The 17,401-nt window shown below is 51.4% G+C and carries 16 protein-coding genes and 1 pseudogene; 13 read left to right on the top strand and 4 right to left on the bottom strand.

The features are described from left to right. Nucleotides 1–5: 5 nt before the first annotated feature. The 11 genes from rpmJ to MUN86_RS19200 all read left to right on the top strand — a co-directional run bounded on the left by rpmJ (nucleotide 6) and on the right by MUN86_RS19200 (nucleotide 10,014). Entirely contained in the window at nucleotides 6–122 is a 117-nt protein-coding gene (gene rpmJ / locus MUN86_RS19250; protein WP_022822147.1) for a 50S ribosomal protein L36, read from the top strand. Nucleotides 123–148: 26 nt separating this feature from the next. Next, nucleotides 149–526: a 30S ribosomal protein S13 gene (gene rpsM / locus MUN86_RS19245; protein WP_022822148.1), complete on the top strand. Its 378-nt coding sequence runs from the start codon at nucleotides 149–151 to the stop codon at nucleotides 524–526. 78 nt (nucleotides 527–604) lie between these two features. Continuing rightward, nucleotides 605–997: a 30S ribosomal protein S11 gene (rpsK, locus tag MUN86_RS19240; RefSeq protein WP_022822149.1), complete on the top strand. Its 393-nt coding sequence runs from the start codon at nucleotides 605–607 to the stop codon at nucleotides 995–997. Nucleotides 998–1,125: 128 nt separating this feature from the next. Further along, nucleotides 1,126–1,731 (top strand): 30S ribosomal protein S4, encoded by a 606-nt coding sequence (rpsD, locus tag MUN86_RS19235; protein WP_022822150.1) that lies wholly within the window; start codon nucleotides 1,126–1,128, stop codon nucleotides 1,729–1,731. A 145-nt stretch (nucleotides 1,732–1,876) separates the two neighbouring features. Further along, nucleotides 1,877–2,866 carry a DNA-directed RNA polymerase subunit alpha gene (locus MUN86_RS19230; RefSeq protein ID WP_243797568.1) on the top strand — a complete coding sequence of 330 codons (990 nt, stop codon included), beginning with the start codon at nucleotides 1,877–1,879 and terminating at the stop codon, nucleotides 2,864–2,866. A 175-nt stretch (nucleotides 2,867–3,041) separates the two neighbouring features. Next, the gene (gene rplQ / locus MUN86_RS19225) at nucleotides 3,042–3,650 is read left to right on the top strand and encodes a 50S ribosomal protein L17 (protein WP_245119652.1); all 609 of its coding nucleotides are present in this window, start codon (nucleotides 3,042–3,044) and stop codon (nucleotides 3,648–3,650) included. 230 nt (nucleotides 3,651–3,880) lie between these two features. Next, complete coding sequence (eno, locus tag MUN86_RS19220) at nucleotides 3,881–5,152, top strand: phosphopyruvate hydratase (protein ID WP_245119651.1); 1,272 nt, start codon at nucleotides 3,881–3,883, stop codon at nucleotides 5,150–5,152. Nucleotides 5,153–5,342: 190 nt separating this feature from the next. After that, nucleotides 5,343–5,639 carry an FtsB family cell division protein gene (locus MUN86_RS19215; RefSeq protein WP_245119650.1) on the top strand — a complete coding sequence of 99 codons (297 nt, stop codon included), beginning with the start codon at nucleotides 5,343–5,345 and terminating at the stop codon, nucleotides 5,637–5,639. A gap of 192 nt (nucleotides 5,640–5,831) precedes the next feature. Continuing rightward, a complete protein-coding gene (locus MUN86_RS19210) occupies nucleotides 5,832–6,869 on the top strand; it encodes a CUB domain-containing protein (RefSeq protein ID WP_245119649.1) in 1,038 nt (345 codons plus the stop codon). Beyond that, nucleotides 6,842–9,388 carry a CARDB domain-containing protein gene (locus tag MUN86_RS19205; protein WP_375379443.1) on the top strand — a complete coding sequence of 849 codons (2,547 nt, stop codon included), beginning with the start codon at nucleotides 6,842–6,844 and terminating at the stop codon, nucleotides 9,386–9,388. The genes MUN86_RS19210 and MUN86_RS19205 overlap by 28 nt, the downstream gene beginning before the upstream one ends. Before the next feature lie 158 nt (nucleotides 9,389–9,546). After that, nucleotides 9,547–10,014, top strand: coding sequence for a hypothetical protein (locus MUN86_RS19200; RefSeq protein ID WP_245119647.1), 468 nt, complete (start codon nucleotides 9,547–9,549; stop codon nucleotides 10,012–10,014). Here MUN86_RS19200 and MUN86_RS31860 read toward each other — a convergent pair whose 3' ends face one another. From MUN86_RS31860 to hscA, 3 genes are all read right to left on the bottom strand, one after another. Then, nucleotides 10,015–10,350: an anhydro-N-acetylmuramic acid kinase gene (locus MUN86_RS31860; protein ID WP_311181737.1), complete on the bottom strand. Its 336-nt coding sequence runs from the start codon at nucleotides 10,348–10,350 to the stop codon at nucleotides 10,015–10,017. After that, nucleotides 10,347–11,222 (bottom strand): anhydro-N-acetylmuramic acid kinase, encoded by an 876-nt coding sequence (locus tag MUN86_RS19195; protein ID WP_311181736.1) that lies wholly within the window; start codon nucleotides 11,220–11,222, stop codon nucleotides 10,347–10,349. Before MUN86_RS19195 ends, MUN86_RS31860 begins: the two co-directional genes overlap by 4 nt. A 230-nt stretch (nucleotides 11,223–11,452) precedes the next feature. Then, entirely contained in the window at nucleotides 11,453–13,309 is a 1,857-nt protein-coding gene (gene hscA / locus MUN86_RS19190) for a Fe-S protein assembly chaperone HscA (protein ID WP_245119646.1), read from the bottom strand. A 735-nt stretch (nucleotides 13,310–14,044) separates the two neighbouring features. Here hscA and MUN86_RS19185 point away from each other — a divergent pair. After that, nucleotides 14,045–14,887 carry a murein L,D-transpeptidase catalytic domain family protein gene (locus MUN86_RS19185; RefSeq protein WP_245119645.1) on the top strand — a complete coding sequence of 281 codons (843 nt, stop codon included), beginning with the start codon at nucleotides 14,045–14,047 and terminating at the stop codon, nucleotides 14,885–14,887. Between the two features lie 290 nt (nucleotides 14,888–15,177). Further along, nucleotides 15,178–16,005, top strand: a complete 828-nt coding sequence (locus MUN86_RS19180) for a murein L,D-transpeptidase catalytic domain family protein (RefSeq protein ID WP_245119644.1) — start codon at nucleotides 15,178–15,180, stop codon at nucleotides 16,003–16,005. 300 nt (nucleotides 16,006–16,305) lie between these two features. Here the strand turns inward: MUN86_RS19180 and MUN86_RS19175 are convergent. Further along, nucleotides 16,306–17,366, bottom strand: a pseudogene (locus MUN86_RS19175) (Ldh family oxidoreductase). Nucleotides 17,367–17,401: the final 35 nt, after the last annotated feature.

Below are 17,401 nucleotides of genomic sequence, written 5' to 3'. Positions count from 1 at the left end.
ACGATATGAAAGTCAAAACGTCCATCAAAAAGCGTAGTGTCGATTGCAAAATCGTTCGCCGTAATGGCAAGCTCTACGTTATTAACAAAAAGAACCCACGCTATAAGCAGCGTCAAGGGTAGTAGCACCAGACTTTTCAACAAAGCACATGGCTCGTATTGCAGGGGTAGATATCCCAGACAACAAGCGCGGTGAAATCGCGCTGACCTACATTTTCGGCATCGGCCGTCCTTCTGCTCAGCAGATCCTTACGAAAGCAGGTGTTGACCTGAACAAGAAGGTGAAAGACTGGACTGAAGCTGAAGCTGGTGAAATCCGTGGCGTGATTGCTGCTGAATTCAAGACTGAAGGTGTACTGCGCTCAGAAGTGCAGTTGAACATCAAGCGCCTAATGGACATCGGTTGCTACCGTGGTCTGCGTCACCGCAAAGGTCTGCCTGTTCGTGGTCAGCGTACCAAGAACAACTCGCGTACTCGCAAGGGCAAGCGCAAGACCGTTGCTGGCAAGAAAAAGGCTACTAAATAAACCATAGCGGGAATCGACTTCTGCTTTGATATTCTCAGGTAGAGGTCAACACCTTCCGCGCACTTTCGCGATAACCAAATGGCACAAAAAAGAAAAGACAAAGCCAAAAAGCGCGTTGTCGTTGTTGAGCCAGTAGGCCAAGTACACATCAAGGCCTCGTTCAACAACATCATCATTTCCATCACTAATAACAATGGCCAAGTTATTTCTTGGGCATCTGCTGGCAAGATGGGCTTCCGTGGCTCTAAAAAGAATACGCCTTACGCTGCTCAGATGGCTGCTACCGATTGTGGTAAAGTAGCTCATGACTTGGGCATGCGCAAAGCCGAAGTGTTTGTTAAAGGTCCGGGCGCTGGCCGTGAATCAGCTATCCGTACGTTGGGTAACGTGGGTATTGAGGTAACGACCATTAAGGACGTGACGCCGCTGCCCCACAATGGCTGCCGTCCTCCCAAACGTCGTCGCGTATAATTATCTGAACTGGCAAACAGTGTTTGCCTTCGGTGTCGGGTTTCTGATGCGCCTTTTCTAATCAACAAGGCATATCTGAGAAGCCCGACACACGCAGTTCAACCCCCTCAAAACTCAACAACCCCGAAATGGCACGTTATACCGGTCCAAAAACCAAGATTGCCCGTCGCTTTGGTGAGCCGATCTTTGGCCCAAGCAAGGCACTCACTAAGAAAGCGTATCCTCCTGGCCAGCATGGCCGTGGTCGTCGTAAGAAACAAAGCGAGTACGCTGTCCAGTTGATGGAGAAGCAGAAAGTTAAATATATGTACGGTGTGCTCGAGAAGCAGTTCGAGAACCTATTCCACAAAGCAGCTACCATGCCCGGCATCACCGGTGACAACTTGCTGGCTTTGCTAGAGTCACGCCTCGACAACACTGTGTACCGTTTAGGCATTGCTACTACGCGTCGCGCTGCTCGTCAGCTAGTGTTGCACAAACACGTTACCGTTAATGGTGAAATCGTGAACATTGCTTCTTACAAGCTCCGCGCTGGTGACATTGTAGCAGTACGTGAGAAGTCGAAATCACTGGAAGCTATTACTACCAGCTTAAGTGCTCGTAATGCTCGCGCTTTCTCGTGGTTGGAATGGGACGGCAAGGAAATGGCTGGTAAGTTCATCAGTGCTCCTTCGCGTGAGTTGATTCCGGAGAAGATTACGGAGCAGCTTATTGTCGAGTTGTATTCGAAGTAATCTTGAAAGTTGGTTTGCTAACGCAAGCCAGTTTCTTACTTCGACTTTCTTTAAATGGATTCAAGTATTGGGTAGTGGGTACTAAGAGCTTCTTGAAGCCTTAATACTCAATACCCATTACTCAATACTAAAAACCGCCCCAATTATGTCAATCTTAGCTTTTCAAATGCCGGAGAAGGTGGTAATGGAGAAATCCGACGACTTCTACGGAACGTTTGAATTTAAACCGCTGGAGAAAGGCTACGGCGTCACGATCGGCAACGCATTGCGCCGTATCCTGCTGTCGTCGCTGGAGGGCTATGCCATCACGTCGGTTCGCACCAGCAGCGTTCTGCACGAGTTCATGACCATTGAAGGTGTGATTGAGGACATGTCCGAAATCATCCTCAATTTGAAGCAAGTGCGTTTCAAAAAGGTCAGTGATGCAATCGAGGATAAGATCACCGTTCGCATCAAAGGGCAGGAGACGTTTACTGCTGGTGACATCAACAAGTTTACCAACGGTTTCGAAGTCTTGAACACGGACCTCGTGATTTGCCACATTGATCCTTCGGTAGAGCTAGAGTTTGAGTTCTCTATTCAGAAAGGCCGTGGTTATGTGCCAGCAGAAGAGAACAAACCAGCTGACCAAGTCTTCGGGCAGATTGCTATCGATGCCATCTTCACGCCTATCAAAAACGTGAAGTATAGTATTGAGAATACTCGTGTAGAACAGAAAACCGACTATGAGAAGCTCCTTATTGAGATTCACACCGACGGTTCTATTCACCCGGAGGAAGCGCTGAAAGGTGCTGCCAACATTTTGATTCAACACTTCATGTTGTTCTCGGACAGCACCATGACCTTTGAAACGGCTAAGGCCGAAGAGGAGGAGACTGTTGACGAAGAAACGTTGCACATGCGTAAAGTTCTGAAGACGCCATTGGCGGATATGGATCTGAGCGTACGTGCTTACAACTGTCTCAAGGCTGCCGACATCAAAACCCTTGGTGACCTAGTACAGTTGGATATGTCGGACATGATGAAGTTCCGCAACTTCGGTAAGAAGTCGTTGACTGAGCTGGAAAACCTCGTAGAGGAGAAAGGCTTGAACTTCGGCATGGATTTGAGCAAGTATAAGCTCGACGAAGAATAGTTTTTATAGGTGCTCTTCCCGTTATGGCTTTCGCCTATGGGAAGAGCACCTTTTTTTGCCCATTCATTTTTTTCATTAGTGAGCCCAAGGGGCGACGGTTCTAATGAGAAAGCAGTGCAATTAGCTTGCTTTCCGCCGTGGTCGTCGTTCGCAAGCCCACACTTTTCTCTTTTTTATGCGTCACGGTAAAACCATAAACCACCTCGGCCGCACAGCTTCGCACCGCAATGCTATGCTGTCGAATATGGCTTCGTCTCTGATCATGCACAAGCGTGTGACGACTACGGTAGCTAAAGCCAAAGCTCTACGTCAATTTGTAGAGCCCCTGCTCACTAAGGCTAAGAATGATACGACTCACTCGCGTCGTACAGTATTCTCAGTATTGGAGAACAAGGAAACTCTAAAAGAACTGTTCGGTGACGTAGCAGCTAAAATTGCTAACCGTCCTGGTGGATACACTCGCATTATCAAGCTAAGCGAGTCACGCCTAGGGGATAATGCTGAGATGTGCGTTATCGAACTAGTAGACTACAACGAGACATTGCTGGAGGCTAAAAACGCTGGCGAAGCGAAGGCCACCACTACTACTCGTCGTTCGCGCGGCAAGAAAAAGGCTACAACAGCTACGGCTGGCGAAGGCCAATCATCAGCTGAAGTAGTAACTGATGCTCCTGTTGCGGCTGCTCCTACAACGGAGGTGTCTGCGCCAGAAGATACTGCTACAGATACGTTGAAAGAAGGCGAAACTCGCGACGAGAAGAAAGACGAGGAGTCTGCTTCGTAGTCTGAGCAAATACTTCTAAAAGAAAAGGGACGTGCCATTTGGCACGTCCCTTTTTGTTTGACTTGAGCTTATTCTTATTAACAAGCTCAAAGGATTAAGGCAAAAGGTGGTAAAACTGAATCGGCTGTTTTCTGAATTCCTTACCTTGTCGCCACAAACGATGTGCATTGTCGAGCTCTTAAGACGACTCGTTTCGCGCTTACCAACTTTCCAACCTTATTCTTTCTAGTATGAGCATCATCACCGCCATTCATGCCCGTCAAATTTTTGATTCACGCGGCAACCCAACTGTGGAAGTGGACGTGACCACAGATAGTGGCACTGTAGGCCGTGCGGCCGTTCCTTCGGGTGCTAGCACCGGCAAGCACGAAGCCGTGGAATTGCGCGACGATGACAAGAGCATGTATATGGGTAAAGGCGTGCTCAAAGCGGTTGAGAACGTGAATAGCCAGATTGCGGAAGAACTGATTGGTTTTTCTGTGTTTGAGCAGGGTTTGCTTGACAAGATCATGCTGGAGCTAGATGGTACGCCGAACAAGGCGAATCTGGGTGCCAACGCCATCTTGGGAGCTTCTCTGGCTATCGCCCGCGCTGCTGCACAAGAGGCCGGTATGCCGCTTTACCGCTATGTAGGTGGGGTAGGAGCTACTACGCTGCCAGTACCCATGATGAATATCTTGAATGGTGGTTCGCACGCCGATAATTCCATCGACTTTCAGGAATTCATGATCATGCCAGTAGGTGCCTCTTCGTTCTCGGAAGCACTGCGTTGGGGCACCGAGATTTTCCACCACCTCAAGAATGTACTGAAGAAACAAGGCTTCAGCACCAACGTAGGAGATGAAGGCGGATTCGCACCTAACATCAAATCAAACGAAGACGCCATTAAGATTGTGCTTCAGGCCATCGAAACGGCTGGGTACCGTCCGGGCGAAGATGTGATGATTGCTATGGACGCAGCTGTTTCCGAGTTTTACGAAGACGGCGTTTACCACTTCAAGAAAAGCACCGGCGATAAGCTGACTTCTTCAGAAATGGTAGCTTACTGGACCGACTGGACCAAGAAGTACCCGATCATCAGCATTGAAGATGGTATGGACGAAGACGACTGGACTGGCTGGAAAGCCCTAACCGACAGCATCGGCTCTACTACGCAGCTAGTTGGCGACGACTTGTTCGTGACCAACGTAAACCGCTTGCAGCGCGGTATTGACGAGAAGATTGCCAATGCCATTCTTATTAAAGTGAACCAGATCGGTACGCTCACCGAAACTATTGATGCCGTAAACCTAGGCCGCCGCAATGGGTACAAGAGCATCATGAGCCACCGCTCGGGCGAAACAGAGGACAATACTATTGCCGACTTAGCAGTAGCGCTGAACACCGGCCAGATTAAGACGGGTTCGGCTTCGCGTTCTGACCGTATGGCTAAATACAACCAGTTGCTTCGCATTGAGGAGGAGCTAGGCGAAGTCGCTTATTTCCCTGGTCGCAAAATGTAGACCGGCGACTACCTTTGTCTATTTTACAAAAATGGTCCTGCTGCTGTGAAGCAACAGGACCATTTTTATTTCGTTTAGGAAAGAAAATGGGTGCATAGCTGGATGGAAACGCATTAAATAAAACAATGCTGCTATCTTGTAAATCTACAATAATTGATTCTATATTTGAGCCTTGAACAGCAGTACCATTATGCGCATTCCAGGATTCCTACGCAGCTTTTACTTTTATGTAGGCGTTAGCTTTCTGGTGTGGATGCTGGTGTTTGATGCCAACGACTTCGTAAAGCAATACGATATGTATGCTAAGCTGCAGGAACTGCAGGCCGAGCGTAACTATTATTTAGAGAATATCGAGACAGTGAAAAAAGAGCGGGCCGAGTTGCTTAGCAGCCCGGAGTTATTAGAAAAATTTGCCCGCGAGCGATATATTATGAAACGCCCTAGTGAAGACGTATTTATCCTGGTGCCTCACCAAGAGGAAAACTAGCTTTACGCGCCAACCAGCGCTCTTTTCTTGCTTATCCATGTTGCCAGCCCGCTTTTAAAAAAGAGCGTAGGGCTGGCTTTTTCATTTTTTATCTATTCCCATTACTGTATGGCCCAACTCTACTTATTACTCAAACGACAATCACTGTCGTTTGGAAACTTAATGCTGCTGTTGATTTTGGCGTTACCAGCCATGTCTCAGACGTATCAATTACCTATTGCAGGTTCAGCTGCTTTTACAACTTGTGGGGGAACACTCTACGATGATGGTGGGGCCAATGGTAATTACTCTGCCAGCGCTAATGGTACGGTAACATTAACCCCTGCTACAGCCGGCAACAAAATCCGGCTTGAGTTCACCTCATTTCACGTAGAAACGAACTATGACCGACTTTACATTTATGATGGTTCCGATACAGCGGCTCCTCTCATAGGTGTTTACGACTCGCAAAGCCCGGGTATGGTGTATGCCACTACGAGCGCTGGTACACTTACGCTGCGTTTCACCAGCGACAATGTCTATCAGGACAACGGTTTTGCGGCTACCATTGCCTGCGTTACTTCCATTCCGCAGGCTGATTTAGCTATCCAGGGAGCTTCTGCACAACCATTAGCTATAGTACCTGGCAATTCTCTGTCGGTGAACTGTACAGTCTATAACCTGTCGGGGACAAATGCTCAAACTAGTAGTGTGGGATATTATTTATCGTCGGACGCTACGTTGAGTGCCAACGATATACTGTTAGATAAGTCGGCAGGCGGCCTGTTAGGTGGTAATCAGTCATCATACCGCTCGGCTACGTTGTCCGTGCCTCCTGCTACGCTGCCAGGCAGCTATTATCTGCTGTTTGCAGCCGATTACTTGGGCTTAGTAAACGAAAGCAATGAAAATAATAACGTTGCTAGTATTTCGGTGAACGTGGTGCCGCCTAGTACTGATCTTGTGGTTCAGCAAACCAACGTAAATACGCCTAATACGGCACCAGGTAACTCTCTAAGCTTGTCGTGCACGATAGCAAACCAAGGCAATGCCCCCGCCAATTTCAGTAGCGTGGGCTACTACATCTCCACAGATATAGCCCTTGATGCTAATGATCAGCTGTTAACTTCCTCGTTTGGAGGGCAGCTGACGCCTAGCTACAACCAATACCGTAGTGCTACAACCAACGTACCCCCGGACTTACACCCGGCAATTATTACATCTTGTTCGCAGCGGATTATCAAAATGTAGTGGCTGAGAGTAATGAGACTAACAACGTAGCGGCGGTATCCATTACCGTGTCGGCGCCGAGCGTTGATTTGTTGGTGCAGGAGGCACAGCTAAGTCAGAGCTCTGTTTTGTCAGGGGCATTTATCAGCGCTAGCGCCTACATCTTCAACCAAGGCAACACAACGGCTAACACGAGCAACGCGGGCGTTTATCTTTCCACTGACGCCACGTTGAGTTCCAATGATCAATTGCTGGTGGCTAATGCCGTATCGCAGCTGACGACAAACCAAGGGACTACTATCTACCCGCAGTTTACCCTGCCCAACACGATTACAGCAGGTACCTACTACGTGCTGTTTGCGGCTGACCACTTGAACGCAGTTACGGAAACAAACGAGGCTAATAACGTCCGCAGTGTGGTTCTTACTGTAATGTCGCCCACTGTGGATCTACTAGTCCAACAACCTTATCTGAACAATAGCTCTGCAGTGCCAGGCAGCAGTGTTGTTACAAATAGCTACGTCTATAACCAGGGCAATAGCAGTGCTGCTTCGTCTAGCGTGGGATATTACCTATCTGCTGATAATACGTTAAGTTCTAATGATATATTGGTGGGTAGCACATTTGGTAGTACTCTTACAGGCAACAGCTCCAATTATCGTTCAGGAAGTATCACCATTCCTGCGAGTACGGCTATTGGTACCTATTATGTGTTCTTTGTGGTTGACTACCAGAACTTGGTAATTGAAACCAACGAAAATAACAACGCTACGAGCACTACGCTCAACATTGTAGCTCCTGGTGTGGATCTGGTTTTAACGCAGCCAAGCCTGTCGCCAACTTCAGCCGGGGCCGGTATTCCCTTCAATGCCTTCGTTACTATCAACAATCAAGGGAACTCAGCCACTCAGAGTAGCAATGTGGGGTATTATCTTTCCACTGATAATGTGCTAAGCGCTAGTGATGTCCTGTTAGGTGCTGCAAACGGAAACTATCTGGCGGCCAATGACTATAGCAGCCGCACGGCCAATCTTTTCATTCCGACTGGCACAACACCCGGCAACTATTACATACTGTTTGTAGCCGATCATACAGCCTTGGTGAGCGAAACCAACGAGAATAATAACCTCGTGGCGCTGTCTTTTACTGTGACGGCACCCTTCAATGGGGTAATGGTGCCCTATTCAGGAACAGCCACAATTACTACGTGCAACACGACGGTATATGACCATGGCGGAACCGGAGCTTACAATAATGGCGCCTCTGGTAGTCTCGTAATCAATCCTGGTACGGCGGGCAGCAAGATTCAACTTGTATTCAATTCGTTTGTCGTAGAGACTTGCTGTGACCGTCTCACTATTTATGATGGCCCGGATACTTCGTCACCGATAATAGGTACTTACGTCACGAATCCCGGCGTTATCACGGCAACCAACAGTAGTGGTGTACTTACACTACAATTCACTACTGATTTCAGTGTAGTATATAGCGGATTTGAAGCAACAGTGTCATGCATTGTGCCAGCCGCACTGCCCGATCTTGTGCCCGTGATTTCCGCAAGCAACCCGAATTCCGCAACGGCCGGTAGTAGCCTAACGCTTTTCGCTTCAATTAGGAACCAGGGAAGCGTAACGGCTACTAGCAGTGCGTTAGGTTATTACTTTTCAACCAACACGACCTTAGATGCCTCCGACACACCGTTAGGTAGCGTAACGGGCGGTGCGTTATCATCTGGCCAGTCGGCTACGCGTAACGGACAAGTAACTATTCCAAGCTCAATAGCCACAGGCTACTATTATTTGTTGTACGCCGCTGACCCGCAGAATAACGTGACGGAAATCAGTGAAACCAACAACGTCACGTTCACCAGCCTATTCGTTACGGCGCCGATACTCCCCGATTTGACGATTAGTCAAGCAACGCTCTCTAGCAGCGCGGTGATGCCTGGCGGTATTATTACGGCTAACTGCACGCTGAACAACCAAGGCAACACCACAGCTCCGCAGAGCGCTACGGGCTATTATCTCTCAACGGATGCGGTACTCAGCACCAATGACACTTTCCTTGGCAACTCTCAGGCTGGATTTCTAGGGTCGAACGGCTCGCAGCCAATGAGTACCTCGTTTATTGTTCCGGCCAATACTGCGTCTGGTATCTATTACGTGCTAATTGCGGCCGACCACATAAACGATATTGCGGAAAGCAACGAAACCAACAACGTGCTGGCTCGCTCATTGACGGTGGGTATTGTGCAAGGCACGCGTGATGAGCAGTTAGCGGGCTTGACATTAAGTGTATTCCCAAATCCTGCAACAATTGGCAAGAGCCTCACAGTGCAGTTAGCAGGTGCTGGCAACGGAAAAACAGCCAATTTGAGCCTTTATGACGCGCTTGGCCGGCAGATAAGTCAGCAACAGCTAACCCTTGATGGCCGAATGGCCCCAGCTGAATTCGATACGCATACACTGAGCTCCGGTATATATGTTCTGCGCCTAACAGGTGCAGGTCTCAATGCCACTCGTCGTATTGTGATTGAATAACACAGCGGGTAGCATTACCTAAAACTTCCTGTGAAGCGACTGTATCGGCGGTAGAGGGCTGTGTTCGAGAGAACCGGCTATCTACTGCCGATCTGCGTTGAAGGAACGAGGGACGAGGAACGAGCCAGTCGAGTTAGAAAATGAATTACCTGCCTTTTATGAAGCGGATACGCGTGTTTCACCTTGCTCTTCACGCTCGTTGGTTGCTAGTGGTTGTATGTCTATTGCTAGCAAGTAAGCCACTAGGTGCTGAGTCGCGCGCACCTCGTCTCACGCAAATACAGGCAGCACGACAGTTTTTGTTGGCTGTACTGCGCGGCGAGTTTGATGTAGCCCATCGGATGCTCGCGCCTGAGGTAGGTTCGGCTCTCACACCCACGCAGTTTCGAGCAGTAGCCCAGCCGCTGTACGAGCAGGGACGTCGTTTGGGACCTGCCATCGACCTGTACAAACTAGGCTTCCGACTCCGCGACGGGCAAGCACCTCAGTCGTTTGTGGCTTTTATGTTCAAGGCTGATACCTTAACCCCTCGTCCTCGCATGCAACTCGATGTGACGTTTCGTGATTCTACAGCCCGGCAGGTGCTGAGCTTTGGGTTGATACCATTGGCTGCTCCAGTTCGCTAATTAACTAGGCCAGGAAATCTTGCCCATTGTCACGGCAGGTACCCGTTGTCGCCCGGTTCCGATGGAAATGGGCTGCCCAACGACAGCTTCATTAGCCAGTACGGCAAACAAGATGGCTTCCTTCGCATCAGGCAAGATGCCGAGATCTTGGGTTGTACTGAAGCGGCAACCTGGCAGGTGCCGCCTAAGAGCCGATTGCAGAGCGGGATTGTGCGCTCCGCCGCCACTAGCATATACCGCCAGAGTCGGCTCGCTACCAAAGGCCTGAATTGTGGCTCGCGCTACGCCGATAGCACTTAGTTCGGTGAGGGTAGCGAGTAGATCTTCTAATCTCAATTCTGAAGTGCCGTTTTGCCTCTGTGCTTCCTGCAAGTATGCCGGCCCGAATAACTCGGGCCTGTGGTTTTGGGTAGGGGAGCAGCAAAGAAAGGATGATCAAGTAAAGTTTTCAGCAGTTCCTGGTGCACCTGACCAGCAGCGGCCAAGCGGCCATCTTCGTCATAGGCTAAGCCAGGACGGTGGGCGCGTACAGTGGCATCGAGCAAAGTGTTGCCGGGGCCGGTATCGGTGCTGAAAGCCGTGCTGGCATCCTCACCGGTGCGGGGCAGATAAGTGAAGTTGGCAATACCACCGAGGTTGAGCAATAGCCGTTCCTCATTAGGACTACTGAGCAGCAGATAATCACCGTAAGCAGCTAGTGGAGCGCCTTCACCACCGGCGGCAAGGTGCTTTTGTCGGAAGTCGCTCACGGTGATAATGCCGGTGCGTACGGCTATATGGTCGCCATCTCCGAGTTGCAGCGTAGCATTAAGCGAAAAATCGGCGCGTTGGTGCTGATGATAGGGCGCATGGTAAACAGTTTGCCCATGGCTAGCTATCAAGTCGATGGCGGCAGGGTCAATTTGCCAGTTGCGCAGGCACGCTAGCACCATATCGGCATGAAGTATCCCTAGCCATGGGTTCAGTAAGGTCAAATATTCCAAGCTGACTTGGTTGCCAGCAAACACCTGCCGGATTCGGTAGCGCACATCCTCATCGTACGCCACCGTGGTAAATTGCTCTAGCGTCAACTGAGTACCGGACCCGTGCCCTCGCACATTGCACAGTGCCACATCCAGCCCATCTAGCGAAGTCCCTGACATCAACCCGATAATGCGCCGACTAGGCTGCTGAGCAATATAGTAAAGGCGAGCGAGGTGCGTATTCATGGGGTTTGTACCGTTTACTGCCGACAATCAGTGGTGAAAACAATTTATGTACTCTTTATTACTATGTGCTGTGTTCCTCGAAAGGAATTAATGTTTTCCCGAAAGAAATAGAGATACCCAATAATTAAAACGCCCTGCTAGAAGCTAGCAGGGCGGGCGAAGGTAATGCCAAACCAATACCTCACGTTTAGCGAGGTAGAGGTAGACTTAGTGCAAGTGAAAACTTTAAGTTAGATCTTCTTGCCGGTCATAGCTTGCTTGATTGAGATGTTCATCACCCGCTCTGCATAAGGGCTAGTGAGCGCCTCCAACTCGTCGACAGCTTTCAGGATGGTGTCCTTCTCTTTCGTTTCGAGAGCCTCGCGCAGGTTCTGGGTGGCGGCCGCCGTGAGTGTTATTTCGTCCTCAGTCAGGTGTAGATGGTTCTTCTCCACGAACCGCTCCACTTGATACAGCATCTGCTCGGCCACTGTGCGCGCTTCAATCACCATGCGAGCGGCTACGTCTTCGCGGGCGAAGGTGAGCGAGTCCATGAGCATCTTTTCCACTTGGTCGTCGGTGAGGCCGTATTGCGGCTTGATTTCAACGGCCTGACTGGTACCGGAGCGTAGCTCGATGGCTTCTACCTTCAGAATGCCGTCGGCGTTCAGAATGAAGTTTACATCTACTTTGGGCAGACCGGCGGGCATGGCCGGAATGCCGCGCAAATCGAACTCGGCCAGCTTGCGGTTTTCACTTACCAAATCCCGCTCGCCTTGGTACACCGAAATTTTCAGGTTCACTTGCCCATCCACGCTCGTAGTGTACTGCCGGCCCGCTTTGGTCGGGATTTTCGAGTTGCGCGCGATGATAGGGTCCATCAAACCGCCCAGGGTTTCGATGCCTAGCGTAAGAGGTGTTACATCGAGCAGGAGCACGTCGCGGCGGTTACCACCCAGGATGTCGGCTTGAATGGCGGCCCCGAGGGCTACTACCTCATCGGGGTTCAGCGAATTGTTGGCTGGCTGTTGGAAGAACTCCGACACCGAATCGTACACGAGCGGCACGCGAGTGGAGCCGCCGACCAGCAGCACGGCGTCTAGGTCTTTCGGGGTGAGCTTGGCATCCGCTAAGGCTTGCCGACACGAAACGATGGTCCGCTCTACAAGCGGCCGCACCAAGTTGTTGAATTCTGGTTTGGTAATGCGCAGCACCAAGTCGTTGAAGTTGGCGCCGAAGTCGTCGTGCTGGCTCAGGTATTTCTTGGCGGCTTCGGCTAGTAGCCGCAACTCTTGTTGCAGCGGCACATTCTGCTCTAGGACGGAGGCCAACTGGTATTGCGTAGTCCAGTGGTTGATAATGGCGCGGTCGAGGTCGTCGCCGCCGAGATAAGTGTCACCGTTGGTGCTCAGCACTTCAAAGATGCCTTGCTGAATGCGCAGGATGCTCACGTCGAAGGTGCCCCCGCCGAGGTCATATACGGCGACGGTTTTCTCTTCGTCGGGCGAGAGGCCGATGCCGTAGGCTAGCGCGGCAGCGGTAGGCTCGTTCACAATGCGCAGAACTTCTAGCCCAGCCAATCGACCCGCGTCGCGGGTGGCTTGGCGCTGCGAGTCGTTGAAGTAAGCTGGCACCGTGATAACAGCTTTGTTGACGGGCGTCTTGAGGGCGTGCTCGGCACGGGCACGCAACTCTTTCAAGATTTCCGCGGAAAGCTCGATAGGGGAGTAGAACTTTTCGCCGACGCGGATTTTTACCAATCCTTCCGAATTGTCGTCAATTACCTTGTAGCCAAGGTCGGAGGCGTGGCCGCCAAGGTCTTTGTAACTCTTACCCAAGAGGCGCTTCACCGAGTAAATCGTGTTCTGCGGGTCGGTGAGAAGGTAGTCCTTGGCGTCGGTGCCGACGATAGGAGTTTCACCGCCGGCCGGAAAGTGCACCACTGACGGGACTATGGTACCGCGGCCCTGGTCGTTGATAGCCAGTGGCTGCCGAGTATCGGGGTGGATGTAGGCTACCAGCGAGTTGGTAGTGCCCAAATCGATGCCGACAATGATTTCTTCCTGCTGTATACTTCCGGTGGAGAGGTTGATTGCAACTTTGGCCATGCGTGAAAAGGCAGAGCGCCGGAGCGCGCTAAGTGGGCGAAACGGAACCCGACGGTAACTTAACCATCGACCCGCGCGCAGCCGCAAAAATAGCGAAGAAATAGCGGGGCGCCGGTTTCGCTAGGTATTGGCTTTGCTCAAGCAAAAGATTTGTACAGAAAAGTAGCATACCGCAGTCCAGCCAAGGTTGTGCTTCATGTGAGTTGCCAGCTAGTACAGTCGAGTTGTTCGAACTCAACTATACGCACGGCTTTCTCTTGCAATCGAGCTGATTTTCTGGCTGGCCAAAGGCAATTTAACCGCACTGTGTTCCTCCTGTTGCTCCTTCGGGTTTGCCTTCAAGCCTACCAGATTTCTAGCTAACTAGTTGCCTGTTTTTCGCATTTACTAAATATCGGAGCTTCCGATTAAGTGCCCAATGGCCTCGATGTCAACGTGTGCTATATCGGCATTGGCCCACCAAAATGAAGACAAAATCGTGGCCCGCGGCTACTTTCTTCTCGATGCAGTGCTAGACTATAACCGTTGTATCAGTCTGCATAAGCAGCTTGAACTTGCCGTCGAAAACCTACTGGTGGCGGAGTGTAGTTAAACTCAATTTTTCGCCGAAGTCCGCCTGCTTGAGAAATCTGCTGGCACGCCGTTCTGCCTGAAATTGAGCGCCAGCGTATTTTTCTAAGCGCGAAAGCGGAAATAGAAGGAGCTGGAACTACTTTCAGGTAATAACTTGGCCGTATGTTCCAGCGCTTCCCATTTTCGAGTATTGGTCTTGCACTAGCTATTGCAAGTGCGAGTGGCTGCCAACTAGCCGAGGGAAACCCGCAAATAGCAGGTGCGCTTACCCAATCGGTAGCCGAAGCGCCGCCAGATACATTGGCTGCCGCGGCAACTGTGTCGGATTCATTGCGGCTAACGCCTGTTCTGCCCTTGCCGGCTTTGTCTGACTCGTTGCGCCAGGCTGTACAGGCGTTGCATGCGGCATTGGGACCGGATGCCGCCGGCCTTCGGCCCGAGGTGCTAGAGCGCGCTTGCGTAGGCTACCTAGCGCTACGCCATGCGGGCCGCATCAAGCACCCTAGCGTGCTGGCTGTAGCCGATATGGATTTGCCTTCTTCTGAGCAACGCCTGTGGGTGCTCGACCTGGCGGCCGGCCATGTGCTGCACCGTAGCCACGTGGCGCACGGTCGTGGGTCCGGACATTTGCGCGCCTACCGCTTTTCCAACACCAAGCATTCTGCTTGCACTTCGCTAGGGTTTTACCGCACCGAGGATACTTACGGTGGCAAGCATGGCTTGTCGCGCCGCTTGCACGGCCTCGATGCCGGGCAGAATTCTAACGCTGAAGCACGCTATGTGGTGCTGCACGCTGCTGACTACGTGAGTGCCGCGTATTTGCAGGGGCATGGGCAAGCGGGTTACAGCCGCGGGTGCCCGGCATTGCCGCCCGATCAGTATCGCGCCATCATCAAAAGCCTGCCCCAAGGGTCTTGCCTGATGCTCAGTGGCCCCGGCATGGAATCGAAGTGGTTGAACGGTGCGGTAGCTGCGCAACAGCTGGCAGCGCACGGGTGGCACTGAGCTAGGCAAGCAGTACTTGGCTGCAGTGTTTACGCCCATTAACGGTAAGTGGCGCTGCTGGTGATAGGGTCACAAAGTATTTTATGGGCTATGATGCTGTAGGTCAGCGGCTCATAAAAATAAAATAGTGAATATGAAATCAATACGCTGCTAGAGGTGTTTTACTAACTCACAACACGAAAAACATTCGCGTTGTGTACCATTCGCACGAATGTTGCGTATAGTCTTCTCAGGTAGCCTCATTTTCAAGGGGTTTCATCTAAAAAGCAGGGGCAACCCTTTCAGCGCCGATGGAAAGAACTAGTGTAGTATATCGCCAGCGTTTTAAGCGTCGCGCCCGTCGGGTAGCGCGCCGGGTGTTGCCTTTTATGGCGTCGCTGTTTATGGCTACGCCTTTGGCCAGCCCTGTTATCAATTCCAAAGTGCGTGCTGCTAGCACAGAAGCTAAGCTGCCTTCAGTTAAGGAGTTGCAAGCTGCTTTCTACAACCAGCGGACACACAGCTTATATCAAGAACTTGGGCTTGAAGGCCAGGGTTTGCGCTTCGAGGTGTTCGAGAAAGCTCTTACGGGTTATCTCAACTTGCAAAGCGAAGGACGCCTGTCCAACGACAAGCAGTTGCTTACAGTAGTTGACTTTGGTTTGCCTAGCACGGCCAAGCGCTTGTGGGTAATTGATTTGGCGCAGAAGCAAGTGAAGTTCAACACGCTAGTTGCGCACGGCCATAATTCAGGCGAAAACGAAGCTACTGCGTTTTCAAATAAGAACGAGTCGAATATGAGTAGTCTTGGTTTCTATGTGACCCAAGACGAGTATGTGGGCAAGCACGGCCGCTCCCTCAAGCTCGATGGCGTAGATGAAGGCTTTAACACTAATGCTCTCGAACGCTCGGTGGTAATGCACGGTGCCGACTACGTGAGCGAAGACTTCATCAAGCAAAACGGTCGTCTCGGTCGTAGCCTCGGCTGCCCCGCAGTGCCTATGGATCAGAAAGATGAGATAATCGAAGCCGTAAATGGTGGTACGTGTCTGTTCTTAAATGGTCCCGACGAAAGCTACTCTTCGAAGTACTTGAACCAAGACATTGCCATTAATACACTACTTGCCAACAATGGCTAGCAAGTAAGCTTCTTAGCATAAGCGAAAAGCCCATCCTTGTTTTCAAGGATGGGCTTTTTCATGCACAATTACCAACTAAAAGTTGTCGTGCTCTACAACTGTTTATGATCCTCTAGAGCAATTCTACTGAGCTGAAGGATCTCGCGCACTGACGCTGAAGAGGGTATTGTCATGCTGAGCGGAGTCGAAGCATCTCGCTCGAGTCGTTGGGCAAACGTTAAGGTTTACTACCCTAGCGAGATGCTTCGACTGCGCCTCCGCTCAGCATGACCATTTTAGAGTACCCTTAAAACATAACTGCTATAGCTTCACGCCGAATTTAGCGCCTAGCGTTTCAAGGTCGCGCACTACGGGGTCGAGAAGAGGAATACCGTCGAGGAGGCGATGCGCGGCGGTTTCGCGCTCCGGGTCGCCGGGGATGAGGACGTGCTGTCCTTCGGTAGCGCGGGCGTTGCGGAAGGTGGTAATCCAATTGTCCATGTGCGCCTTGAATTCGTCTGCGGGCGGAAGGCGTCTATGCGCATCGCGCCGAAGAAGTGGCCAATGCCCTGGCCTACCGGATCAGCAGGAGGCTGCAAAAAGGCCACGAACGGTGGCACCCACGGCCCATAGTTGGCGCCAGAGAGTACCGCCGAAAAAATGTCTACTACGGCGCCTAGTCCGTAGCCTTTGTGCGAACCAGTGGCGCCACCAAGCGGCAGTAAGGCCCCACCATTTTTCACGGCATTCGGGTCAGTTGAGCCTGTGCCGGCGGCGTCCTGCGCCCATCCTTCGGGAATAGGAATGTTCTTGCGCTGCGCAATTTCCAGTTTGCCGTTGGCAGCGGTGGTCGTGGCCATGTCAAGCACAAAGTCGGGCTGGCTGGCGGCCGGAACCGCTACGGCAATAGGATTGGTGCCCAATAGCCGGTCCAGCGAGTAGGTGGGTGCTACTAGGGGCGAGGCGTTGGTCATAGCCATGCCTATCATGTCGTGGGGTAGGGCCTTCATGGCATGGTAACCCGCAATGCCGAAGTGGTTGGAGTTGCGCACCGATACCCAGCCGGTGCCCACCTGCCGGGCCTTCTCAATGGCTACCTGCATGGCTTTGGGGCCCACTACCAAACCTAATCCACCGTCGCCATCTACTACGGCCGTACTAGGCGTTTCGTAGGTTACACCCACGCGCGGGGTGGCATTGATGCGGCCGGCCTCCCACAATCGTACGTAGCCAACAAGCCGCGCCACGCCGTGCGAGTCTACACCACGCAAATCGGCGGAGAGCAGCGTTTCTGTAGCTAGGGTGGCGTCGGCCTCAGAGCAGCCGATGCTTTGGAAAATAGCTTCGGTAAAGCTGAAGAGTTGGTTGTAGGAGAAAGTCATAGCAAAACCACCGCAAAGGCGGCAAATAAGTTCGT

It is taken from the genome of Hymenobacter volaticus (assembly GCF_022921055.1).
GTDB classification, from domain to species: Bacteria; Bacteroidota; Bacteroidia; order Cytophagales; family Hymenobacteraceae; genus Hymenobacter; species Hymenobacter volaticus.
The sequence above is the reverse complement of the archived record's forward strand: the minus strand, read 5'-3'. Positions and strand labels throughout refer to the sequence as shown.